Source organism: Bacteroidetes bacterium GWF2_43_63 (assembly GCA_001769275.1).
Classification (GTDB): Bacteria; Bacteroidota; Bacteroidia; order Bacteroidales; family DTU049; genus GWF2-43-63.
The window spans coordinates 198,193-217,511 of sequence record MEOQ01000050.1 but is presented as its reverse complement, the minus strand read 5'-3'; the positions used below and the strand labels follow the sequence as shown (position 1 = coordinate 217,511).

Sequence of the window (19,319 nt, the reverse complement as noted above, 5' to 3'; positions counted from 1 at the left end):
TCTGAAGAAGCAATCATTCCGGCTTTGGTTGGCAGTCGGTGCATTTTGAATTCAGGTTTTCGGAGATTCTGGTAGAGGCTGCTATTTTGATTTGATTAAATGTGACAATGGCTACTGGATCTTCGCACGAAATATCAAAGTTCACTGTCCCCTACTCTTTCATTTCGAATGAATTACAGACTAATTATTCTTTCAAAAATAAAACGCTGATCTTCTTCAAATCCTCGAGAAAAGAGTTCGAATTCAGCACTGTGAGGTTCACGAGGAGACAAAATCGTCTCAAAAAATAATCAGCCCTGAGGAACGATCGAGCTTGCTCGAATAGTGACTCGGGGCTGATTGTTTCATTTCCGGAGGAAATGCGATTTTGTTTCGGAATTCGGAACTAAATAATTGGAAATGAAACGAACTGAATAAAGTATTGTATATTAGCATTTAATATTGTGTCTCGGTTTTTTATTCAACTAAACTCTTCTAAAAATGGATTTTGTAGATTATTATAAAATACTGGGAGTTGATAAAACGGCAACACCAAAAGAAATCAAAAATGCATACCGGAAATTTGCCCGAAAGTATCACCCCGATTTGAATCCAAGTGATTCGGATGCAAAAAAGAAATTTCAGCAGATTAATGAAGCCAACGAAGTCCTAAGCGATCCCGAAAAGCGAAAAAAATATGATCAATACGGCAAAGACTGGCAACATGGAGAACAATTTCAAAATGCGGGACAATACAAGCGACAACCTTCAGATGAACAGAGACAAGGTTTTTCGGGTGAGCAGTTCGAAGGTGATTTCTCCAGTTTTTTCGAATCCATGTTTGGCGGATCAGCAGGTGCCCGCAGAAGCCGGCAGGTGAAATACAGAGGACAGGATTATACTACAGAGTTACGTCTCGATCTCGTTGATGCTTATAAAACCCACCAGCAGACATTGACAGTGAATGGTAAAAAAATCAGAATCACCATTCCTGCTGGAATTGAAAACGGGCAAACAATAAAAATAGCCGGGCATGGCGGTTTGGGAAGAAATGGTGGACCGAATGGCGATTTATACATTACGTTCACCATTGCCAATAATCCTCAATATAAACGATTGGGAAATGATTTATATACCACTGTAAATCTGGATTTGTTCAAGGCTGTGCTGGGAGGCGAAATTACCATTGCAACTTTGGGTGGAAAAGTTATGCTGAAGGTAAAACCCGAAACGCAAAACGGCAGTAAAATAAAGCTGACAGGCAAGGGTTTTCCCGTTTATAAATCAGAAGGAAAATTTGGCGATTTAATTATTACGTATTCGATCAATATCCCGAAAAATCTTACGCCGAAACAAAGAGAGTTGTTTGAAGAGTTGTCTAAACTGTAATTAAAAATGAAAGCAATGCAAACAGAAAATTTAATCGCTGTCAACGACTTCTGCATCAGTCAGGATATTGAAATTTCATTTATCAGTTCATTACATCAAAGCGGATTGATCGAAATTATTACTGTTCAGGAAACGCAATTCATTGAAATAAACCAGCTCCAGCAATTAGAAAAATTCATCCGCTTCTATTACGAACTTGATATTAACATTGAAGGCATTGAAACCATTTGCCATTTGTTGCAACGAATAAATACCATGCAGGATGAAATTACTACACTTAAAAATAAGCTTAGTTTATATGAATCGTATGAATGAAGAATTTTTGAATGTCGCATTATAAGCTGATTTTTAGACTGCAAAACATAGTTACAAAGCTTTCACCACAGCGATAGCGCCAATTAAGGAATAATGCCACGAGGTCATGTTACCCGATGTCATTCTGAGTGTTTGAAATGACTATCTGAAAAAAAAGACAAGCTTCAAACGTATCCCCGCCAGCTTCGCAGCGGGCATGAAAGAAGACTGCGGGTCCTGCTGCACTTCGATACAATTTTTCTTCATTTCATTCCGAAAAATCACTCAGTGTGACAGCAGGGGCTGCGCGGCGCCGAAGTTATCACTGTCACGGATGGCATATCCGCGCCAGTGAAGAGACAATCTAAAATCAAATATCTGATTTCTTATATCTTTCGGTGTCTTTGTGCCCTCGTGGCAACTCACTGCATCATCAGAAATCAAGCGCCAGCTGGTTTTCGCCGCCTTTTTTCTTTTTCTTTTTTGGGGCTTTTGGATTTTTCTCTTCAATCACCTCTTCCGGCAATTCTGCTGAAGAATAATTTTCAGCTTCCGGCTCCTCAACCTTCATCTTATCCTTTTTCTTGACCTCGTCCTTTTTTTCAACCTGGGCGCGCGTCTCTGGGCGCGCGTCTCCTGACGCGTGACTCCGACGCGTGACCTTCTCTTTCTTCCCGACCTCTTTCTTGACCTTATCCTTGACCTCCACCTTATCCTTAACCTCGACCTTGACCTTAGCCTCGACCTTGACCTTCTTCTTGACCTCAACCTTAGCCTTGTCCTTGACCTTAGCCTCAACCTTAGCCTTCTTCTTAGCCTCAACCTTAGCCTTGACCTTATCCTTAGCCTCGACCTTTTTCTCAACCTTAGCCTTTTCCTTAACCTCAACCTTCTTCACAGGAGTTCCTTTTTTCGGAGCATCTTTTTTTTCTGATTTATTTGCGGTCTTTTTTGTATCGGTCTTTTTCATGAAAGCTGGTTTTGATATTCAAAAATACAAAAATTCGGCAATTTGATAAACTAACCCTCGAAGGGTTTGAAACCCTTCGAGGGTTACAGCCTCCATTTTAATAAAGTTTTGACTTTTATTTTTGGCCCGGCTCATTCCGGCAACAAAAACATTAATACATTTGAAGAAAAAATCAATGAAATATATCGCGCTTTTTGCTTCAGTGGTCTTTGCAACATTAATGCTCGTACAGCCTTCTGCAGCTAACGGCCAGAAAGACACGCTTATTCCTTCACAGGATTATATGACTTACAAATACGGTTTCATTGATGGAAACGGCTCCACCGTCATTCCTTCCATTTACGATGTGGCAAATAGCTTTAGCGAAGGATTTGCCTATGTCGAAAATGAAGATTATCGCGGTTTCATCGATATCAAAGGGAATCAACGCATTAAAATTGATTTTCTGGTAAACAGCGATGTTACTGAAGGTCTCATTTTTGGCAAAAAGGAAAGTGGGTCGGGCTGCATCGATACAGCGGGCAACATTGTGGTTCCATTCATTTACAAATACTGCATGCCTATGAATGAAGGCATGATTCAGTATGGCGAAGATGGTCAATACGGATTGATGACAACCAAAGGTAAAATTTTGACCAGCCCCCGATTTCCTCACCTCAACAAGTTTTCGGAAGGCATGGCCTATTTTACAGAAGACAACCTGATTGGTTATATTAATAAAAAAGGAGACATTGTCGTTCAGCCGCGCTATCACGATGCCGGAGACTTCCACGAAGGTGTAGCCGCAGTGATGCTCGATGAAAAATGGGGCTTTATTGATAATAGCGGAAAAGAAATAATTCCACTCAAATTCGGCTCTGTGTCTTCGTTTAGTGAAGGCCGTGCTGCATTTAACGACAATGGATTAACCGGTTTTATTGACAAATCAGGAAAGGAAATTGTTCCTGCAAAATACATTATGAACTCGTTGTTCGAAAATGGTGTAGCCCTCGTCAGTTCTGATTATTCGTGGGGTGCTATTGGACTTGATGGACAGGAAGTCATTCCTGAATTATACACTGAAATTCGCCGGATTTCGAAATCACATTTGCTGATTTATAATGCTGATGCAGAAATGAGCGGACTTTTTCTTAACAGTGGAAAAGAAATCCTTCCGGTTGAATACGATTGGATAGAAGCTCGCGAATTCGGCCTGTACTGTGCCTCCAAGGATAACTATGTTGGTTTGATTGATGGTAACGGAAAAGTCATTCTTCCTTACGAAAACGAGAGTGTTTCAGTTTTCTATAATGACATTTGCATTGTTTCGCGCGATGGAGAAAACTGGATAATGGATAAAAGCGGCAACGAGGTAATTCCTGTTGGGAAATACGATTATTATTATTACGCCGGGCATGATCTTTTGCAGGTTAATAAGGGTGATTACACCGGCTTTATTGATTTTAAAGGCAATGTTGTAATACCAGTTGAATACTCATATTGCGGATCATTCACGGAATCGGATGTGACCTATTTTTACGATGGTGAAAAATATTCGCTGATAAATTATAAAGGTGAGAAAATAAATGTCAACTACGATGAAATCAGCGAATTTTACAGTGGCTTGGCACTGGTGAGTCTGGATAGCAAATATGGTTTTATCAATGGTATTGGCGAGGAAGTGATTCCATTGAAATTCGATTATGCAGAATCATTCAGCTATTACAGCATTGCAATTGCGCAGATGGATGGAAAATACGGACTCATCGATATGAAAGGAAATGAGGTAGTTCCTTTTATTTACGATGAAATGGTTCCTAAATATTCAACTGATCCGGAGTCTTACAATTACAATCCGATTTGGTATAAAGTGCGAAAAGGAAAATTGTATGGATACCTGAATCTCGATGGAGAGGCAAGTATTCCTGTAGAATATTCGTACATCAGTGATTTCAGCGAAATTCAAACTGCAGTTGCCACGCGTGAAGGAAAGACTGGATTTATCGATGCCGAAAATAATGTGATTATTCCTTTGGAATTTGATGAAATCGGGATCTTTCGTGATGGCACCACAAAAGCCAGCAAAAATGGCCGGTGGGGCATTATGGACAGTGCAGGCAAAACAATCATCGATTACAAATATGATTTCGTGAATAATTTTTCCGACGACATGGCAGCAGTGCAAAAGGATGGCAAATGGGGCTTCTGCAACTCACGCGGTGTTGAAGTAAGTAAAATTATTTGTGATGAAGTTGAGAATTTTTCAGAAGGTTATGCGGCTGTCAAAATCAATGGCAAATGGGGCTTTATTGATAAATATGGAAATATCGTTGTGCCCTGTATTTATACTTCTGTGACTAATTTCAACGGCGGCTTCAGTACGGCAGTTGCCGGAAAGAAAACCTACAGTATTGAAGCAGGTTTGTTTACCCGGACGAAAATGTAGGAATCAGCTGTCAGCTTGTCTATAGCTATTTCATGTAAGTGATTTTTGAAAATTCAACAGAAGTGAACGTTAAGTTCCCGGTCGCAGTCTGTGTTTCGTCTATGCTTGCACAACCGGGATCTCATTTTATACTTCAGACACTACTTCTGTTGACCTTCGCTGTCTCCTTCGATACTTCGCAAGCTAATTCGCAAGAAGCGCTAAAGGAGCGAATTCCGATGGCTATCGGAACAGGATGACAGCGACTTAAAGTGTCATTTTTTTCACGATAGCTATCGTGACAGGTTGCAAAACGCGTTTTGCTGGTGCTTGTCGCGTAATGTCAGAATGACTACACGCGGGTCTCAGGATGACAGCACGGTTGGAGCTATCTTCCCAGCCCTGTCATCTTGAGTGATTTTTCGAAATGAAATGGAGAAAAATTGTATCGAAAGATACAGGGTATAGCCCAGCTGCCTCCCGTCTTGCACCAATTATATTACATCACCTCTTTCCACGTTTTTGGCGTGTCACGGAATTTTTGGCTAATTTTGTCATCGATGAAAATAATTTCAGCGGTAATCAATGATCTTGTGACTGACCAACGGGTGCATCGCTCCTGTATGTTGATGCATGAAATGGGCTACGATGTCACACTCATCGGGCGGCGCCTGCCCGACAGTCTCCCGATGCCCGCGCGGCCATACAGCTGCATTCGCATGAGGTTGCCTTTCCGCAAAGGACCTGCATTTTATGCAGTATTCAATGTTCATTTATTCTTCCGTTTGCTCTTTTCACGCTTCGATGCTGTGTGGGCCAATGACCTCGATACCCTCTGGGCAAGCCGCCTGGCAACAAAACTGAAAGGAAAGAAACTTGTTTTCGATAGCCACGAATATTTCACCGGCGTGCCCGAACTTGAAGGAAGACCACGCGTGCAGAAATTCTGGAAACGCATCGAAAGTCGCATTGTGCCTAAGCTTCCGTTCATGATCACCGTGAATGATTCCATCGCTGATTTATTCAGAAAAGAATACAATATTCCGGTGCTTGTGGTACGCAATGTGCCGCTGCGAAATACAATAAAAAATCCGAAAACCCGCGCTGAACTTGGACTACCGAATGACAAAAAAATTCTGCTGGTCCAGGGTCGTGGTATCAACATCGATCGCGGTGTAGAAGAAATGGTGCTGGCTATGAAACAAGTCGAAGGCGCACTGCTGCTCATTATTGGAGGTGGTGATGTGTTTCCGGTGATTCAAAAAATGGTAGCTGATGAAAAGCTGCAGGACAAAGTAATCACCATGGCGCCTATGAATCGCGAATATCTGATGCAATATACCATGGCTGCAGACATTGGCCTGACGCTCGATAAAGACACCAACATCAACTATCGCTTCAGCCTGCCAAATAAAATTTTCGACTACATTCAGGCCGGCATTGCCGTGATGTGTACCAATCTGGTTGAAGTGGCCAAAATTGTCAATACTTATGCAGTCGGCACTGTGACAGCAAGTTCGGACCCTGATGCGCTGGCAGCAACTGTGAATAAAATGATATCGGACGAGGCGCAATTAAACGAATGGAAAAATAATTCGTCGAAAGTATCTGCGATACTGTGCTGGGAAAATGAATCAAGAGAATTGAATGAAAAATTACGCGAATACCTCGGATAAAAAGCTCCATATCGTCTCCTTCGATATTCCCTACCCTGCCAATTACGGCGGTGCCATTGATGTGTATTACAAACTGGAAGCTTTGCATCGTGAAGGCGTGAAGATTATTCTGCATAATTTTCAGTATGGCGGACGTAAGCGCGAATCGGCTCTGAATGCGCTCTGCGATAAGGTGTTTTATTATCCGCGCAATAACAATAAAACCGGAATTTTATCATCGAAACCTTTTATTGTAGTTTCACGTTCGTCGGATGAGCTTTTGAAGCGACTGGCTGCCGATGCGCATCCTGTGCTGTTCGAAGGAATCCATACCTGCATGTATCTTGCGCATCCTACGCTTGCCCATAAGAAACTATTTGTTCGAACTCACAATATCGAGCATGAATATTATAACGGACTTGCCCAGGCCGAATCGGATCCGCTTAAAATGCTGTATTTTCAGAGTGAGTCGCGCAAGCTGAAGCGTTTTGAAAAAAATCTTTCATATGCAGCCGGAATTCTCACAATATCTAAAAATGATGAGTTGCACTTTTCGCAAATCAACTCCAATATCTGCACTGTAAGCGCCTTTCATCCATCTGAGAAGATAAACATTCAACACGGACTGGGCTCCTTTGCGCTTTATCATGGCAGCCTCGATGTGAGCGAAAACAACCGCGCTGCGCTATATCTTGTGAACGAAGTGTTCAGCAATCTCGATTATCCGCTGGTAATTGCCGGAAATAAACCGAGCAAGGAACTGCGGGCCGCCGTAAAAAAATACAATCATATTGAGCTGAAAGATAATTTGGGTACCGACGATTTTTCGCGTCTGGTTGCCGAGGCGCAAATAAATATTCTCCCGACTTTTCAGGCAACCGGCATCAAACTCAAGCTGCTACTGGCATTGCACGAAGGCCGGCATTTGCTGGTGAATACACCCATGGTGCAAAATACCGGAATCGAGGAACTGTGCCACATTGCCGATAGTCCTGCCGAAATGAAATTGATGATTATTAAACTTGGGAAGCAGGAAATTTCAGCGGCTACCCTGGAGCAGCGTAAAAAAATTCTGATTGGAAACGGCTTTTCGAATCAACACAATGTGAAGAAATTGATTGAATTCGTTTTTTAGCCGTGGTTCGACTCTTTAATATTCGTTTTTCAAAACAAAAAGCAATGAAAATTGCTTTTAATACTTTGAAATTTTGTACTTCGTACTTGTAAAATGTTCTGTATTTTTGTCCTGAAACAGTGATTGCTGTTTTACTCAAATTCACCTGAAGTCAACCAATGGAATCAGTATTAACCACCACCAGTTTATCAAAGCAATTTGGGAAACTGAATGCAGTCAGCAATCTGTCGCTGGACGTCCGGAAGGGTTGTGTTTACGGCATTCTCGGCCCCAATGGCAGTGGCAAAACCACTACGCTTGGCATCTTGCTCGATGTCGTTCCGCAAACCTCCGGAAGCTTTAAATGGTTCGGTCAGGAACCTTCGTATCAATTGCGGAAAAGAATCGGCTCAATTCTCGAAACGCCCAATTTCTACGGCTATCTCTCTGCTGAAAAAAATCTAAGAATCTCTGCCGACATCAAAGAAGTTCCCTATTCGGACATCGAAAGGGTTTTGAAAATTGTGAATCTTTTCGACCGGAAAAACGACAAGTTTAAATATTATTCACTCGGGATGAAACAACGCCTTTCGATTGCTGCAGCGCTGCTTGGCAATCCCGAGGTCCTTATTCTGGATGAACCAACCAATGGCCTCGACCCGCAGGGAATCTACGAAATCAGGGAGCTGATTCAGAATGCATCGGCCCAGGGACTCACCATCATTATGGCCAGCCACATGCTGGATGAAGTTGAAAAAATCTGCACCGATGTGGCAATTATTAAAAAAGGTGAATTACTTGTTCAGGGCCGGGTGTCCGAATTACTCGGCAGCGGTTATATTGTAGAGGTACAGGCTGCCAACATGGATTCTTTGCACAATGCGCTTAAAGAGCTGAACACAGTTACTGATGTCAAAAAGGAACTGGATAAATTTATTGTGACGTTTTCGTCTGAAATTTCAAATGAGAACATTAATAAATTCCTTTTTGAAAAAGGAATCATACTGACTCACCTCGCCAGTAAACGGAAAAACCTTGAAATGCAGTTTTTGGAAATCACAAATTAATTATGATGCGGCTACTCAGAATAGAACTCAATAAAATACTCTACAACCGGACGGTCTGGATCATGTTTGGTTTGTATGTGTTCCTGTTTGCCTTGTCGGCACTGGCACTGGATGGTATTGTCAATTCAATGAATGTGAACAGCGGCGATAATTCATCTATCGGAAAAATGCTGCTGGGAGGCATGTCGGTGTTCAGCTTCCCTGGAATCTGGCACAATATGGCCTACATGGCAAGTCTGTTCAAAATCCTTCTGGCAGTTATTGTTATTACACTTGTTATAAACGAATACAACTACCGAACCCTTCGCCAGAATATTATTGACGGAATGAGCAAGTGGGAAATCATTTGGGCGAAAGAACTCGTGATTCTGCTTCTGAGCCTGTTGTCTGTTTTCATATACCTTGCAACAACGCTCCTTTTTGGAAAAAACTTCGGAAACATTGGTGTTGTCACCGGACTTGAATACACGTTCGCTTATTTTGTCACCTTGTTTCTGTACCTGAATTTCGCCTATTTCCTCAGCACATGGATAAAAAAATCAGGACTGGTGATTACCATTCTGCTTGCCTACAGCTTAATAATCGAAAATGTTGTCACCTATTATCTGCCCGATCAGATTTCCGATTTCCTGCCAATGAATGTAATGGGTAATATGATTCCCAACCCGTTCAGGGAGCTGGTTGGGTTGAGTGCCAGTCAGGATTTTCTGATGATTAATGCCGGAGTCTGCGTTGTGTATACCACGCTGTTTATTGGACTGAACCAATGGATGCTGAAAACCGGATACGCTAAAAAATAAGTTTAACTCATTTGAAAATACGTCTGATAAAATAATTCCAACATGAATTATACAGCAGAATATTTAAGCATTATTTTCTGATACTTTTATTGGAGGCTGTCTTAAAATTGACTCCTCAAGCGACATTCCATGGTTTCGGCCGCAATAAAAAGATATTATCTGGGCGCGCGTGACTCTGACGCGTGACTCTGACGCGTGACTTTACCCTACTCTTTATTATCCGTAACTTTTCCGTCGGCGAACCAGAGAATTCTGGAAGGATATTTTTCCATGACGAGCATATCGTGTGTGGCCATGACAATGGCTTTGCCAGATTTTTTTAATTCAACAAGCGTGTTCAACACTTCTTCTGACGACTGTGGATCGAGGTTTCCTGTGGGTTCATCCACGAGCAGCAATTCTGGATCGTTGAGCAAGGCGCGTGCAATCACAACTTTCTGTTGCTCGCCGCCAGAGAGCTGATGCGGCATTTTGTCTTTTTTGTTTTCAAGACCGACGCTCGCAAGCACGCTGTCGATGCGCGAATCCATAGCTTCACGATCTTTCCAGCCGGTGGCCTGCAACACAAACAACAGATTCTCTCTCACATTCCTGTCGGTCAGTAATTGAAAATCCTGAAAGACCATGCCCATTTTCCGCCTCAGATGCGGGATTTCGCGTGTACGGATTTTTGTAAGGTCATAACCCAGCACGTTTCCAACAGCGCCTTCGAAAGGCAGATCCGCATAAAGCATTTTCATAACACTCGATTTGCCGGAGCCCGTGCGGCCCAGAAAATAGACGAACTCTCCCGCCCCAATGTTGAATGAAACGTTTTCAAGAATCACATTGTCGCCATGGCGTACACCGGCGTTTTCGATGGAAACAAGATTCTTTACTTCCTTTGCGGGCTGCGTCACTTCCTGAATTTCGTCCATTTTGTTTTGCTTTGGATGCAAAAGTAATATTTTTTGGCTGCTCGTAAAGATTGTTTTTCAGCAGCAATCGACAATTCTATGCATTTCCAACTTGGGGATTATCTTTGGGGGCAGTCTAGCTGAGGCCGCACTGGGGGCGCGTTTTCCCATCCCGAAATTGTCGCCGGAGGCGACATTCTGGCGTTGGGAAAATGAAGCAGAATATTTATGAAGTGGCCCGATAATTCATTTTTTCGCAACAATCCATCAACCTCTTGACCTTGTTCTTGACCTCAATCTCGTTCTTGACCTTGTTCTCAACCTTGTTCCTGACCTTTCTCTCCTTTACGGGTGCTGCGCACGTTTTACCCGAGGCCTTGCCATCACGTAAAACGTGATAAATCGGCTAATGTATTTTGCGCTGGAATTTACTCCTCCGCTTCCAGCGGAGTAAACTCCGGAGGCGGAGGCACAACTGATGGAGCTCCGCAGCTTTCTTGATGACATCGCCTCTTGACCTCGACCTTGTTCTCGACCTTGTTCTTGACCTCGACCTTGTTCTTGACCTTGTTTCTTCTGTCACGATTGTCACCCCTGTAACGTCTGTAACGATTGTAACGTGTAACGATTGTAACGTGTAACGTCTTTAAATCAACAAATCCTCCCTATAACACATGGCAATTTCGTGGTGATAGAATTTTTTTTCGTTGCCATCGGGCATTTTCAGGCGCATCTGGCCGTTGTGTTCAGAGCCAAGTATGGTGCATTTCAAAATATCGTTGCCAAGTTTAAAATTCTGTTCGGTGCCAATGCCAAACAAGCGTCCGTCATAGGACCAGTAGGTTTTTTCGGCACCCAGCGCAAGGAAATTCTCATAACTGGTAAGAAAAGCACCGGTCAATTTATTGATTTCAGTTTCTATATCGCGTTTTTTGCCATCAATCATTTCAAGTGAAACAGCGGCCTGCAAATCACCGGAAAAATGAATCTGGTTCACATTGACACCAATGCCAATCACCGTGGCTAAAATATCATTTCCTTTCAGCGAATTTTCGATGAGAATGCCGGCAATTTTGCGGCTATCGACCATAATATCGTTGGGCCATTTTATACTGATTTCCTGACCTGGCAATTCGGCTGAAACATAATTGTGAGCAGCCACTGCAATAACCTGACTCAGCGAAAACTGATCGGCCACTTTTACAGGAGGATTCTTCATCAAAAGGCTCATGAGAATATTTTCACCCGATTCCGATTCCCAGGTGTGATCGCCCTGACCACGTCCTGCCGACTGAAAAGCAGCACTAAAAATATGCAATTCATTATTTAAGACTTCATTAATATGGCTCATAGCCCACTGATTAGTGGATTCGACGACCTCGTTTCTGTGAAATATGGTTTTCATGATGATTATTTTTTGGTGAGATGTGTCCAACGGTTTGAGGTAAAGGCAAATTGACTAACTTTGTACAAATTTACAAAGTTTAAATGGTAAAAACTGTTAAAGATCCGCTTGTATCAAAACTTACAAAAGCACTGAAGTCGAAAAAAGCCCAGAATATTCTTGTACTCGACATGCGTGAGACCGGACAAAATGTCTGCGATTTTTTCATCATCTGTCATGGCACTTCTGGTGTTCAGGCACAGGGCATAGCCGAAAATTCCATTCGAGAACTCAGGAAAGAAGAGGGTTTCAAGCCAATTCAGGTTGAAGGATTAGCCAATGCAGAATGGATATTGGTGGACTACGGTAATGTCGTGGCACACATTTTCAGAGAAGACATGCGCGAATTTTTCCGGCTCGAGGATTTGTGGGCCGACGCAAAAATCACAACTGTATAACAAACTGAATCACAGAGCTTTAATATGAAAGATAAGCCCAAGGAAAACCCTTTACAAGGTCCAAAGAAAAAATTCAACTTCTATTGGATTTATGCCATAATGGCAATTGCATTCTTTGCAATGTACTTTTTTAGTTCCGAGCCACAGGAGCCCAAAGAAATCATGTGGCAACGATTCGAAAACGAAATGCTGGCAAAACACCACATCGAAAAAATTGTGGTCGTCAATAAGGAATTTGCGGAAATCCACATCAAGAAGGACGTTGTTACCTCCGACAGCAGCTACAAAGATGCTATCAAAGGCAAAGACAATCTCGGACCGCATTATACCATGAAATTTCTGTCGCCTGAAAGTTTTCAGACACAAATGGCTATAGCCGAAGACCGGATTTTTGCCAAAGACACTGTGGGAAAAAACCAGCAGCAAATTGCTGAACTCGAAAAAACCCGTCACGTAAATGTTGTTCCTGAAGAACGTACCAACTGGGGCAGCACTATCCTTGTAAACTGGATTTTGCCGATTGCCATTGTGTTAGGAATCTGGTTCCTGTTTATGCGCATGATGAACCGTGGCAGCGGCGGCGGTCAGATTTTCAATGTCGGAAAATCAAAAGCTCAGTTGTTCGACAGGGATACTCAGGTCTCCATCACATTCAAGGATGTGGCCGGACTCGAAGAAGCCAAAGTCGAAGTGGTGGAAGTAGTTGATTTCCTGAAAAACCCAAAAAAATACACCAGTCTTGGTGGTAAAATACCGAAAGGCGTACTCCTTGTAGGCCCTCCGGGTACCGGAAAAACATTGCTGGCCAAAGCTGTGGCCGGCGAAGCCAAGGTCCCGTTCTTCTCAATCAGCGGATCCGACTTTGTTGAAATGTTTGTAGGCGTTGGTGCATCGCGTGTTCGCGACCTTTTCCGCCAGGCCAAAGAAAAAGCTCCCTGCATTGTTTTTATCGATGAAATCGATGCCATTGGGCGAGCCCGTGGCCGTGCGAATGTTACCGGAGCCAACGACGAGCGCGAAAACACGCTGAATCAGTTGCTCACCGAAATGGATGGCTTTTCAACCAATGCCGGTGTGATTATTCTGGCAGCCACCAACCGCGCCGATATTCTCGATAAAGCCCTCATGCGCGCCGGACGTTTCGATCGTCTTATTTATGTCGAACTCCCCGATTTGCATGAACGCGATGAAATTTTCGGAGTACACATAAAACCTTTGAAATTGGCCAGTGATGTCAATACTGAATTTTTAGCCAAACAAACCCCTGGATTCAGCGGCGCTGACATTGCCAACGTTTGTAACGAAGCCGCACTGATTGCAGCCCGTAACGGCAAAAAAGCAATTGAAAAACAAGATTTCCTCGATGCCATAGACCGCATTATTGCTGGTCTTGAAAAGCGAAACAAAATAATTTCTGTTGACGAGAAAAAAGCCATTGCCTACCACGAAGCCGGACACGCTTCGGTGAGCTGGTTGCTGCAACATGCGCATCCGCTGGTGAAAGTCACCATCATTCCACGTGGTAAAGCGCTGGGTGCCGCCTGGTATCTGCCTGAGGAACGCTCACTAACCACCTGGGATCAGATTTATGACGAAATCACTTCTGCACTCGGCGGCCGTGCCTCCGAAGAAGTCAATTTCAATCAGGTGTCCACCGGTGCACTCAACGATCTGGAAAAAGTAACCAAACAGGCTTATGCTTCGGTGGCTTATTTCGGACTGAACAAAGTGATCGGAAACATTAGCTATTTCGATTCATCCGGCTCGCAGGAATTCTATTTCACAAAGCCATATTCCGAAAAAACATCGGAAACCATCGATGTTGAAGTTCGCAAAATTGTTGAATCGGCCTATCAACGGGCCAAGGATATACTGATTGCCAACAAGGAAAAAGTGTCTGAGCTGGCAAAATTGCTGCTCGAAAAAGAAGTCATTTTTGCTGAAGATGTTGAACGGATTTTTGGTCCGCGCCCATGGCCTACCCGTGAATTGGAGCAACGCAAAGCCAATAAACTCGAAGAAGCCAAAACAGAAAGTGAAAAACAGGATACTCCTGAAGCAGCTGATGACGATACAAATAACAATTCCGATACGCCTAAGGAATGAAGCAGTTCGAACATATTGAATTACGCGAGAAGGTGCTCAAACGCATCCGCAATGCGCTGATCAATAAAACCGAACTCAATGCCGAACAGCTCAATGTGGAAGTTGCCGCTTTCAAACCGTTTGAACAGGCCATCCCATTTGAGTTTGCAAAAAACTTTACCGATGCCGGCGGCTTTTTCTATTATTCAGAAAACCGTCAGGAACTGAAAATTGCCATCAACACACTCTTGAACGAAAAAGGGTATATGAGCGTGTATTGCAGCAACGACGAGCTGTCGTCGCTTGTGAATACCGGTGTAACGGCGGTTTTAACCGACCTGGCCGACCTGCCGGCAACTCCCGTGGTTATGACTGAATGTGAATATCTCTGTGCCCGCACCGGCAGTATTCTGCTCAGCAGCTTTCTGAGTTGTGGACGTCGCGGCGTTGCAACCAACGATGCTTTGATAGTGGTTGCTCAAATCGATCAAATTGTCCCGGACATTCAGGAAGCGATTCTGTCCATCACTGAAAAATACACCGAGGAATTCCCCAGCCAGCTTACATTTGTGACCGGACCAAGCCGAACAGCTGATATTGAGAAACAAATTGTGATGGGCGCACACGGTTCTAAGGAAGTTTACGTTTTTCTTCATTAATCAAACAATTATGAAGAATTTTCTCACCCGCTCCGCGTCGGCTGTTGTTTATGCCGGTCTGCTCATCGCCGGAAGTCTTTGGTGGTCGCCACTGCTTTATGTGGCTTTAACCGTTTTTCTGATTATTGGTCTGGTTGAATTGAAAAAGATTTTGCAGACTGATATTCACGGAGTTTTGCTTGTCATCTGGTCCATTATCTGTGCTTTATTCATGCTGATAACAGTTGCATTGTCCGATCGGGCGCTTATTTACAGCGATTTTGATAGTGAAGCATTGACTCCGCTGCTTTTCTTTTCTCCATTTTTACTTGGATTTATAATATTGATAATAAGCACAATATCACAAAAACCCGCGCGAGGACTTTTGTCATTTTTCTCCATTTCAATCATTTACCTGCTGATACCATTCATGTTTATGATTGGTATTCAGAATGCGGTTTTTGCCGATTCCCTGCCCTGGCTGCTGGTCTTACTGGCTGCCATCTGGATAAACGACACCATGGCCTACATCACCGGCAGTCTGATTGGGAAACACAAACTGGTTGAACGAATTTCGCCCGGCAAAACCTGGGAAGGATTTTTCGGCGGACTGATATTTACAATATCTACCTTGCTGATTATCAACCAGATGTTTTTTGATTTTGATATGATTTCGCTTGGCATTATTGCGTTGGTGATTGTGCTGAGCGGCACCATCGGCGATTTACTCGAATCGAAACTCAAGCGCGAAGCCGGTGTGAAAGACTCGGGCAGCATCATTCCCGGCCATGGCGGCATTCTTGACCGGATCGACAGCTTGCTGGTGGCGGCTCCTTTTGCTGGGATCACTCTATTGATTATCAATATATTAGAAAATAAAATCTGATGAGAACACACCCAGCGGGAAAAGACATAGTAAATTGGACTGTTATCATTCTAGGGACAATTGCCCTGATGGTGATCATGTTTGTACCCTTCCAGCTTTTCGGGGTTATTTGCGCAATTTTAGGGGTGCTTGCCATCATTTGTTTCTGGGTGTTATCGTTTTTTCGATACCCAAAACGAACCTTGCCGGAAGCTTCACCTGAGTCTGTTTTTTCGTCTGCCGACGGTAAAGTGGTGGTGATTGAAAAAATCAAAACCGACCGATTTCCTGAAGGCGAAGCCATACAGATTTCTGTGTTTATGAGCATCTATTCTGTACACTTAAACTATGTTCCAATAACCGGAACCATTACTTCAGTTGAACACCGCAATGGCTTGCACCTCATGGCAATAAAGCCGAAAGCTTCGTTGGAAAATGAGCAGAGTGAAACCGTTATTCTGACTGAACAAGGCAAACAAATTATTGTTCGTCAGATTGCCGGAGCTGCTGCCCGAAGGGTAATAACATTTCTTGAACCTGACCAAAAAGTCAAAGCCGGCGATGAGCTTGGTTTTATCCGTTTCGGCAGCCGCGTCGATCATATTATACCTGTCAGTTCAATCATAAAAGTGAAAACCGGCGAAAAAGTGACTGGCTGTAAAAGTATTCTTGCTGAACTGAAATAACCCGGAATTCATGCATTCAAAACTCACAATAAACAACATTCCACCGTCCGAAGGCACCAACGGAGCCGAAGGACATGGAACCGTTGTTTTTTGTGTTGTTACGACGGTTCCATGTTCCGGCCGAACCACACCGCTCGCAGGGTTTCGGGCCCTGCGAGGTGCTATTAACAGCCGGAACGGTGGAATGTCGTAACAATCAAGATTTTCTGAGTTAATTAAAGAACCCTCAATCAACCAGTATTTTGCAATTATATTTCATCTAAAAGTACTACGACCATGGCCATAAATCCAGCAAAACGCATCGCAAGAATCATTAAGAACGGCGAACCTGAGCATATCTGGCAATTTTCACGCGTGGGAGGAGTCAATCGTGTAAACATTGTGTCTGGCAAAGACATTGCGATGCTCGATACGCTCGATCAGAAACTTTGGACCGCGCTCAGCAGCCCGGTTTCGGGTCTTGAAATCGACGATAAAACGCTCGGCCTGATCGATTACGACGACGATGGCCGCATACGCGTACCGGAAATAATTGCTGCCGGAAAATGGATAACCTCAGTTTTGAAAAATCCGGATGAGCTGCTTGAAGACCGCCAAAAGCTCCCTCTTGATTCAATCAATAACTCTACCGACGAAGGAAAAGAATTGCTGGCCTCCGCCCGGCAGATTCTGAAAAACCTCGGCAAAGAAGGTCAGACTGATATCACCGTCGAAGAAACATCAGACACCAAAGGCATTTTTGCCGATACAAAATTCAACGGCGATGGCATTATTACAGCCTATTCTGCCGACGATACAGATCTGAAAACCCTGATTGAAAACATTATTATTTGTCTCGGATCGAAAGATGACCGCAACGGTAAACCCGGCATTGACACTGAGTTGATAGAGGATTTCTTTCAGAAATGCGAAGATTACAATACCTGGCAACTGGTTGCAAAAACCAATCAGGCAGAGATTCTTCCTTTCGGTGATAACACGGCTTCAGCACTCGAAGCTTTTAAAGTTGTTCAGGATAAAATCGATGACTATTTTCTACGTTGCCGCTTAGCGGAATATGATCCTGCTTCGGCCGAAGTGCTAAATGCTCAATTGGCACAATATGAGGCCATCAGCCCGAAAAATCTGGCCCAAAGTCTGAGCGAAATTGCGGCTTTGCCAGTGGCCAAAATGAATAACACCAAAAACCTGCCGCTGTCAGAAGGCATCAATCCGGCATGGGGAGAAGCAATGACAACATTCAACGAGCTTGTTGTAAAAGGGCTTTTTGGTCAAAAAAACGAACTTACACTCGTTGAATGGCAATCACTGCCTCAGAAATTTGCAGCATACGAACAATGGCAGGCCGATAAAAAAGGTGCTGATGTTGAGCAACTCGGTGCTGAAACCATAGCGGATATCTTGCAGAAAAATCTGAAAGAAGCGCTGCTGAACGTTGTAGCAGAGGATATGAAACTCGAAACCGAAGCCAACAATATTATTAAAGTTGACCAGCTGGTGCGCTATTACCGCGATCTGCACACGCTGCTTCGCAATTATGTCAACTTCAGCGATTTCTACCAACCGGGCATCAAAGCCATATTTCAGGCTGGAGAGCTGTACATTGATCAGCGCTGCTGCGATTTATGCGTCAAGGTTACAGATATGCCCAAGCATAATACAATGGCCGGAGGCAGCGGCATTTGCCTGATTTATTGCGATTGCATTTCGCGCACGCGTGGTGAAAAAATGACCATCGTAGCAGCCCTCACCGACGGCGACAACGATGATATTACGGTGGGGCGCAACGCCATTTTCTACGATCGCAAAGGCCAGGACTGGGATGCAACAATCGTAAATATCCTTGATAACCCGATTAGCATTAAGCAAGCTTTCTGGTCGCCTTACAAAAAACTGTCGAAATTCATTTCGAAGCAAATTGAAAAAATGGCTGCTTCGAAAGAAAAATCGATGGAAGAAAAGAATATGGGCAAAGTTGAACAAGGCATTGTGCAGGCCGACACCCATCTTACAACCGCAGCTAACGCGCCGGCCGCTCCAGCCCCGGCCCCAACCGCTCCAGCTCCGCTACCAGGTTCTCCGGCAACACCTGCTGCACCACCTTTTGATATCGGAAAATTTGCTGGTATTTTCGCGGCATTAAGCATTGCACTGAGCGCCATCGGATCTATATTACTGGCCATCCTTTCCGGATTTCTTTCACTTGAATGGTGGCAAATTCCGCTGGCACTTATCGGGTTGATGCTCACCATTTCGTTGCCTTCGATGATACTGGCTTTTTTGAAGCTGCGCAAACGCAATCTGGCACATGTGCTCGATGCCAATGGCTGGGCCATCAATGCGCGCCTGACCATCAATATTATTTTCGGTCGCACCCTCACCCACCTCGCTTCGCTGCCCGAAAATTCGAAGCTGAATCTGATTGATCCTTTCAAAAAGAAACGCAATCCATGGATTCCCATCATTGTAATTTTCTTCATTCTTGTAGTGATGGCAACAATCTTGTTGTGGCATTTCGGCTACCTTGAGCAATGGGGTGTAGCGGATTTCTTTAAGAATCTGGGGAAGAAAAAATAGCTCATTGCCAATGAAAACTGAATTGTTTTTACTTCTTCTGTTTTTATTTCTTATAGTG

General features: G+C 43.6%; 19 protein-coding genes. 15 read left to right on the top strand and 4 right to left on the bottom strand.

What is annotated here, in order from left to right:
• Nucleotides 1-480 precede the first annotated feature (480 nt).
• Both A2W93_14970 and A2W93_14965 read left to right on the top strand, forming a co-directional pair.
• Nucleotides 481-1,368, top strand: a complete 888-nt coding sequence (locus A2W93_14970) for a molecular chaperone DnaJ (GenBank protein ID OFY52638.1) — start codon at nt 481-483, stop codon at nt 1,366-1,368.
• 15 nt (nt 1,369-1,383) lie between these two features.
• Nucleotides 1,384-1,683, top strand: a complete 300-nt coding sequence (locus A2W93_14965) for a MerR family transcriptional regulator (GenBank protein ID OFY52669.1) — start codon at nt 1,384-1,386, stop codon at nt 1,681-1,683.
• A gap of 412 nt (nt 1,684-2,095) precedes the next feature.
• On the opposite strand, the gene A2W93_14960 is transcribed toward A2W93_14965, so the two are convergent.
• Both A2W93_14960 and A2W93_14955 read right to left on the bottom strand, forming a co-directional pair.
• Nucleotides 2,096-2,632, bottom strand: coding sequence for a hypothetical protein (locus A2W93_14960; protein OFY52637.1), 537 nt, complete (start codon nt 2,630-2,632; stop codon nt 2,096-2,098).
• An 18-nt stretch (nt 2,633-2,650) separates the two neighbouring features.
• A complete protein-coding gene (locus A2W93_14955) occupies nt 2,651-2,893 on the bottom strand; it encodes a hypothetical protein (GenBank protein OFY52636.1) in 243 nt (80 codons plus the stop codon).
• Between A2W93_14955 and A2W93_14950 the strand changes: the two genes are divergently transcribed.
• From A2W93_14950 to A2W93_14930, 5 genes are all read left to right on the top strand, one after another.
• Nucleotides 2,853-5,057: a hypothetical protein gene (locus A2W93_14950; GenBank protein OFY52635.1), complete on the top strand. Its 2,205-nt coding sequence runs from the start codon at nt 2,853-2,855 to the stop codon at nt 5,055-5,057. The genes A2W93_14955 and A2W93_14950 overlap by 41 nt on opposite strands.
• Nucleotides 5,058-5,587: 530 nt before the next feature.
• On the top strand, nt 5,588-6,712 hold the full coding sequence (locus tag A2W93_14945; GenBank protein OFY52634.1) for a hypothetical protein: 1,125 nt from the start codon (nt 5,588-5,590) through the stop codon (nt 6,710-6,712).
• On the top strand, nt 6,684-7,826 hold the full coding sequence (locus A2W93_14940; GenBank protein ID OFY52633.1) for a hypothetical protein: 1,143 nt from the start codon (nt 6,684-6,686) through the stop codon (nt 7,824-7,826). Before A2W93_14945 ends, A2W93_14940 begins: the two co-directional genes overlap by 29 nt.
• 158 nt (nt 7,827-7,984) lie before the next feature.
• Complete coding sequence (locus tag A2W93_14935) at nt 7,985-8,872, top strand: ABC transporter ATP-binding protein (protein ID OFY52632.1); 888 nt, start codon at nt 7,985-7,987, stop codon at nt 8,870-8,872.
• 2 nt (nt 8,873-8,874) lie between these two features.
• Complete coding sequence (locus A2W93_14930; GenBank protein OFY52631.1) at nt 8,875-9,672, top strand: hypothetical protein; 798 nt, start codon at nt 8,875-8,877, stop codon at nt 9,670-9,672.
• 206 nt (nt 9,673-9,878) lie between these two features.
• On the opposite strand, the gene A2W93_14925 is transcribed toward A2W93_14930, so the two are convergent.
• Nucleotides 9,879-10,589 (bottom strand): phosphonate ABC transporter ATP-binding protein, encoded by a 711-nt coding sequence (locus A2W93_14925; GenBank protein ID OFY52630.1) that lies wholly within the window; start codon nt 10,587-10,589, stop codon nt 9,879-9,881.
• Between the two features lies 1 nt (nt 10,590).
• On the opposite strand from A2W93_14925, the gene A2W93_14920 reads away from it, so the two are divergent.
• A complete protein-coding gene (locus A2W93_14920; protein OFY52629.1) occupies nt 10,591-10,800 on the top strand; it encodes a hypothetical protein in 210 nt (69 codons plus the stop codon).
• Between the two features lie 414 nt (nt 10,801-11,214).
• Here A2W93_14920 and A2W93_14915 read toward each other — a convergent pair whose 3' ends face one another.
• Nucleotides 11,215-12,003, bottom strand: a complete 789-nt coding sequence (locus A2W93_14915) for a biotin--[acetyl-CoA-carboxylase] ligase (protein ID OFY52628.1) — start codon at nt 12,001-12,003, stop codon at nt 11,215-11,217.
• Nucleotides 12,004-12,056: 53 nt separating this feature from the next.
• Here A2W93_14915 and A2W93_14910 point away from each other — a divergent pair, with 53 nt between their 5' ends.
• The 7 genes from A2W93_14910 (at nt 12,057) to A2W93_14880 (ending at nt 19,261) form a co-directional block, all read left to right on the top strand.
• Entirely contained in the window at nt 12,057-12,410 is a 354-nt protein-coding gene (locus tag A2W93_14910; protein ID OFY52627.1) for a ribosome silencing factor, read from the top strand.
• 24 nt (nt 12,411-12,434) lie between these two features.
• Complete coding sequence (locus A2W93_14905) at nt 12,435-14,516, top strand: hypothetical protein (protein OFY52626.1); 2,082 nt, start codon at nt 12,435-12,437, stop codon at nt 14,514-14,516.
• The gene (locus A2W93_14900) at nt 14,513-15,154 is read left to right on the top strand and encodes a hypothetical protein (GenBank protein OFY52625.1); all 642 of its coding nucleotides are present in this window, start codon (nt 14,513-14,515) and stop codon (nt 15,152-15,154) included. The genes A2W93_14905 and A2W93_14900 overlap by 4 nt, the downstream gene beginning before the upstream one ends.
• A 10-nt stretch (nt 15,155-15,164) precedes the next feature.
• The gene (locus A2W93_14895; GenBank protein ID OFY52624.1) at nt 15,165-16,019 is read left to right on the top strand and encodes a hypothetical protein; all 855 of its coding nucleotides are present in this window, start codon (nt 15,165-15,167) and stop codon (nt 16,017-16,019) included.
• Nucleotides 16,019-16,684, top strand: a complete 666-nt coding sequence (locus A2W93_14890) for a phosphatidylserine decarboxylase (protein ID OFY52623.1) — start codon at nt 16,019-16,021, stop codon at nt 16,682-16,684. The genes A2W93_14895 and A2W93_14890 overlap by 1 nt, the downstream gene beginning before the upstream one ends.
• Before the next feature lie 10 nt (nt 16,685-16,694).
• The gene (locus tag A2W93_14885) at nt 16,695-16,877 is read left to right on the top strand and encodes a hypothetical protein (protein ID OFY52622.1); all 183 of its coding nucleotides are present in this window, start codon (nt 16,695-16,697) and stop codon (nt 16,875-16,877) included.
• 83 nt (nt 16,878-16,960) lie between these two features.
• Nucleotides 16,961-19,261, top strand: a complete 2,301-nt coding sequence (locus A2W93_14880; protein ID OFY52621.1) for a hypothetical protein — start codon at nt 16,961-16,963, stop codon at nt 19,259-19,261.
• The last annotated feature ends 58 nt before the right edge of the window (nt 19,262-19,319 follow it).

Coding starts and splice junctions, on each gene's coding strand:
- A2W93_14905 (OFY52626.1), top strand. CDS start 12,435: ATGAAAGATAAGCCCAAGGAAAACCCTTTACAAGGTCCAAAGAAAAAA.
- A2W93_14925 (OFY52630.1), bottom strand. CDS start 10,589: ATGGACGAAATTCAGGAAGTGACGCAGCCCGCAAAGGAAGTAAAGAAT.
- A2W93_14890 (OFY52623.1), top strand. CDS start 16,019: ATGAGAACACACCCAGCGGGAAAAGACATAGTAAATTGGACTGTTATC.
- A2W93_14965 (OFY52669.1), top strand. CDS start 1,384: ATGCAAACAGAAAATTTAATCGCTGTCAACGACTTCTGCATCAGTCAG.
- A2W93_14900 (OFY52625.1), top strand. CDS start 14,513: ATGAAGCAGTTCGAACATATTGAATTACGCGAGAAGGTGCTCAAACGC.
- A2W93_14885 (OFY52622.1), top strand. CDS start 16,695: ATGCATTCAAAACTCACAATAAACAACATTCCACCGTCCGAAGGCACC.
- A2W93_14970 (OFY52638.1), top strand. CDS start 481: ATGGATTTTGTAGATTATTATAAAATACTGGGAGTTGATAAAACGGCA.
- A2W93_14940 (OFY52633.1), top strand. CDS start 6,684: ATGAAAAATTACGCGAATACCTCGGATAAAAAGCTCCATATCGTCTCC.
- A2W93_14950 (OFY52635.1), top strand. CDS start 2,853: ATGCTCGTACAGCCTTCTGCAGCTAACGGCCAGAAAGACACGCTTATT.
- A2W93_14910 (OFY52627.1), top strand. CDS start 12,057: ATGGTAAAAACTGTTAAAGATCCGCTTGTATCAAAACTTACAAAAGCA.
- A2W93_14960 (OFY52637.1), bottom strand. CDS start 2,632: ATGAAAAAGACCGATACAAAAAAGACCGCAAATAAATCAGAAAAAAAA.
- A2W93_14930 (OFY52631.1), top strand. CDS start 8,875: ATGATGCGGCTACTCAGAATAGAACTCAATAAAATACTCTACAACCGG.
- A2W93_14935 (OFY52632.1), top strand. CDS start 7,985: ATGGAATCAGTATTAACCACCACCAGTTTATCAAAGCAATTTGGGAAA.
- A2W93_14895 (OFY52624.1), top strand. CDS start 15,165: ATGAAGAATTTTCTCACCCGCTCCGCGTCGGCTGTTGTTTATGCCGGT.
- A2W93_14880 (OFY52621.1), top strand. CDS start 16,961: ATGGCCATAAATCCAGCAAAACGCATCGCAAGAATCATTAAGAACGGC.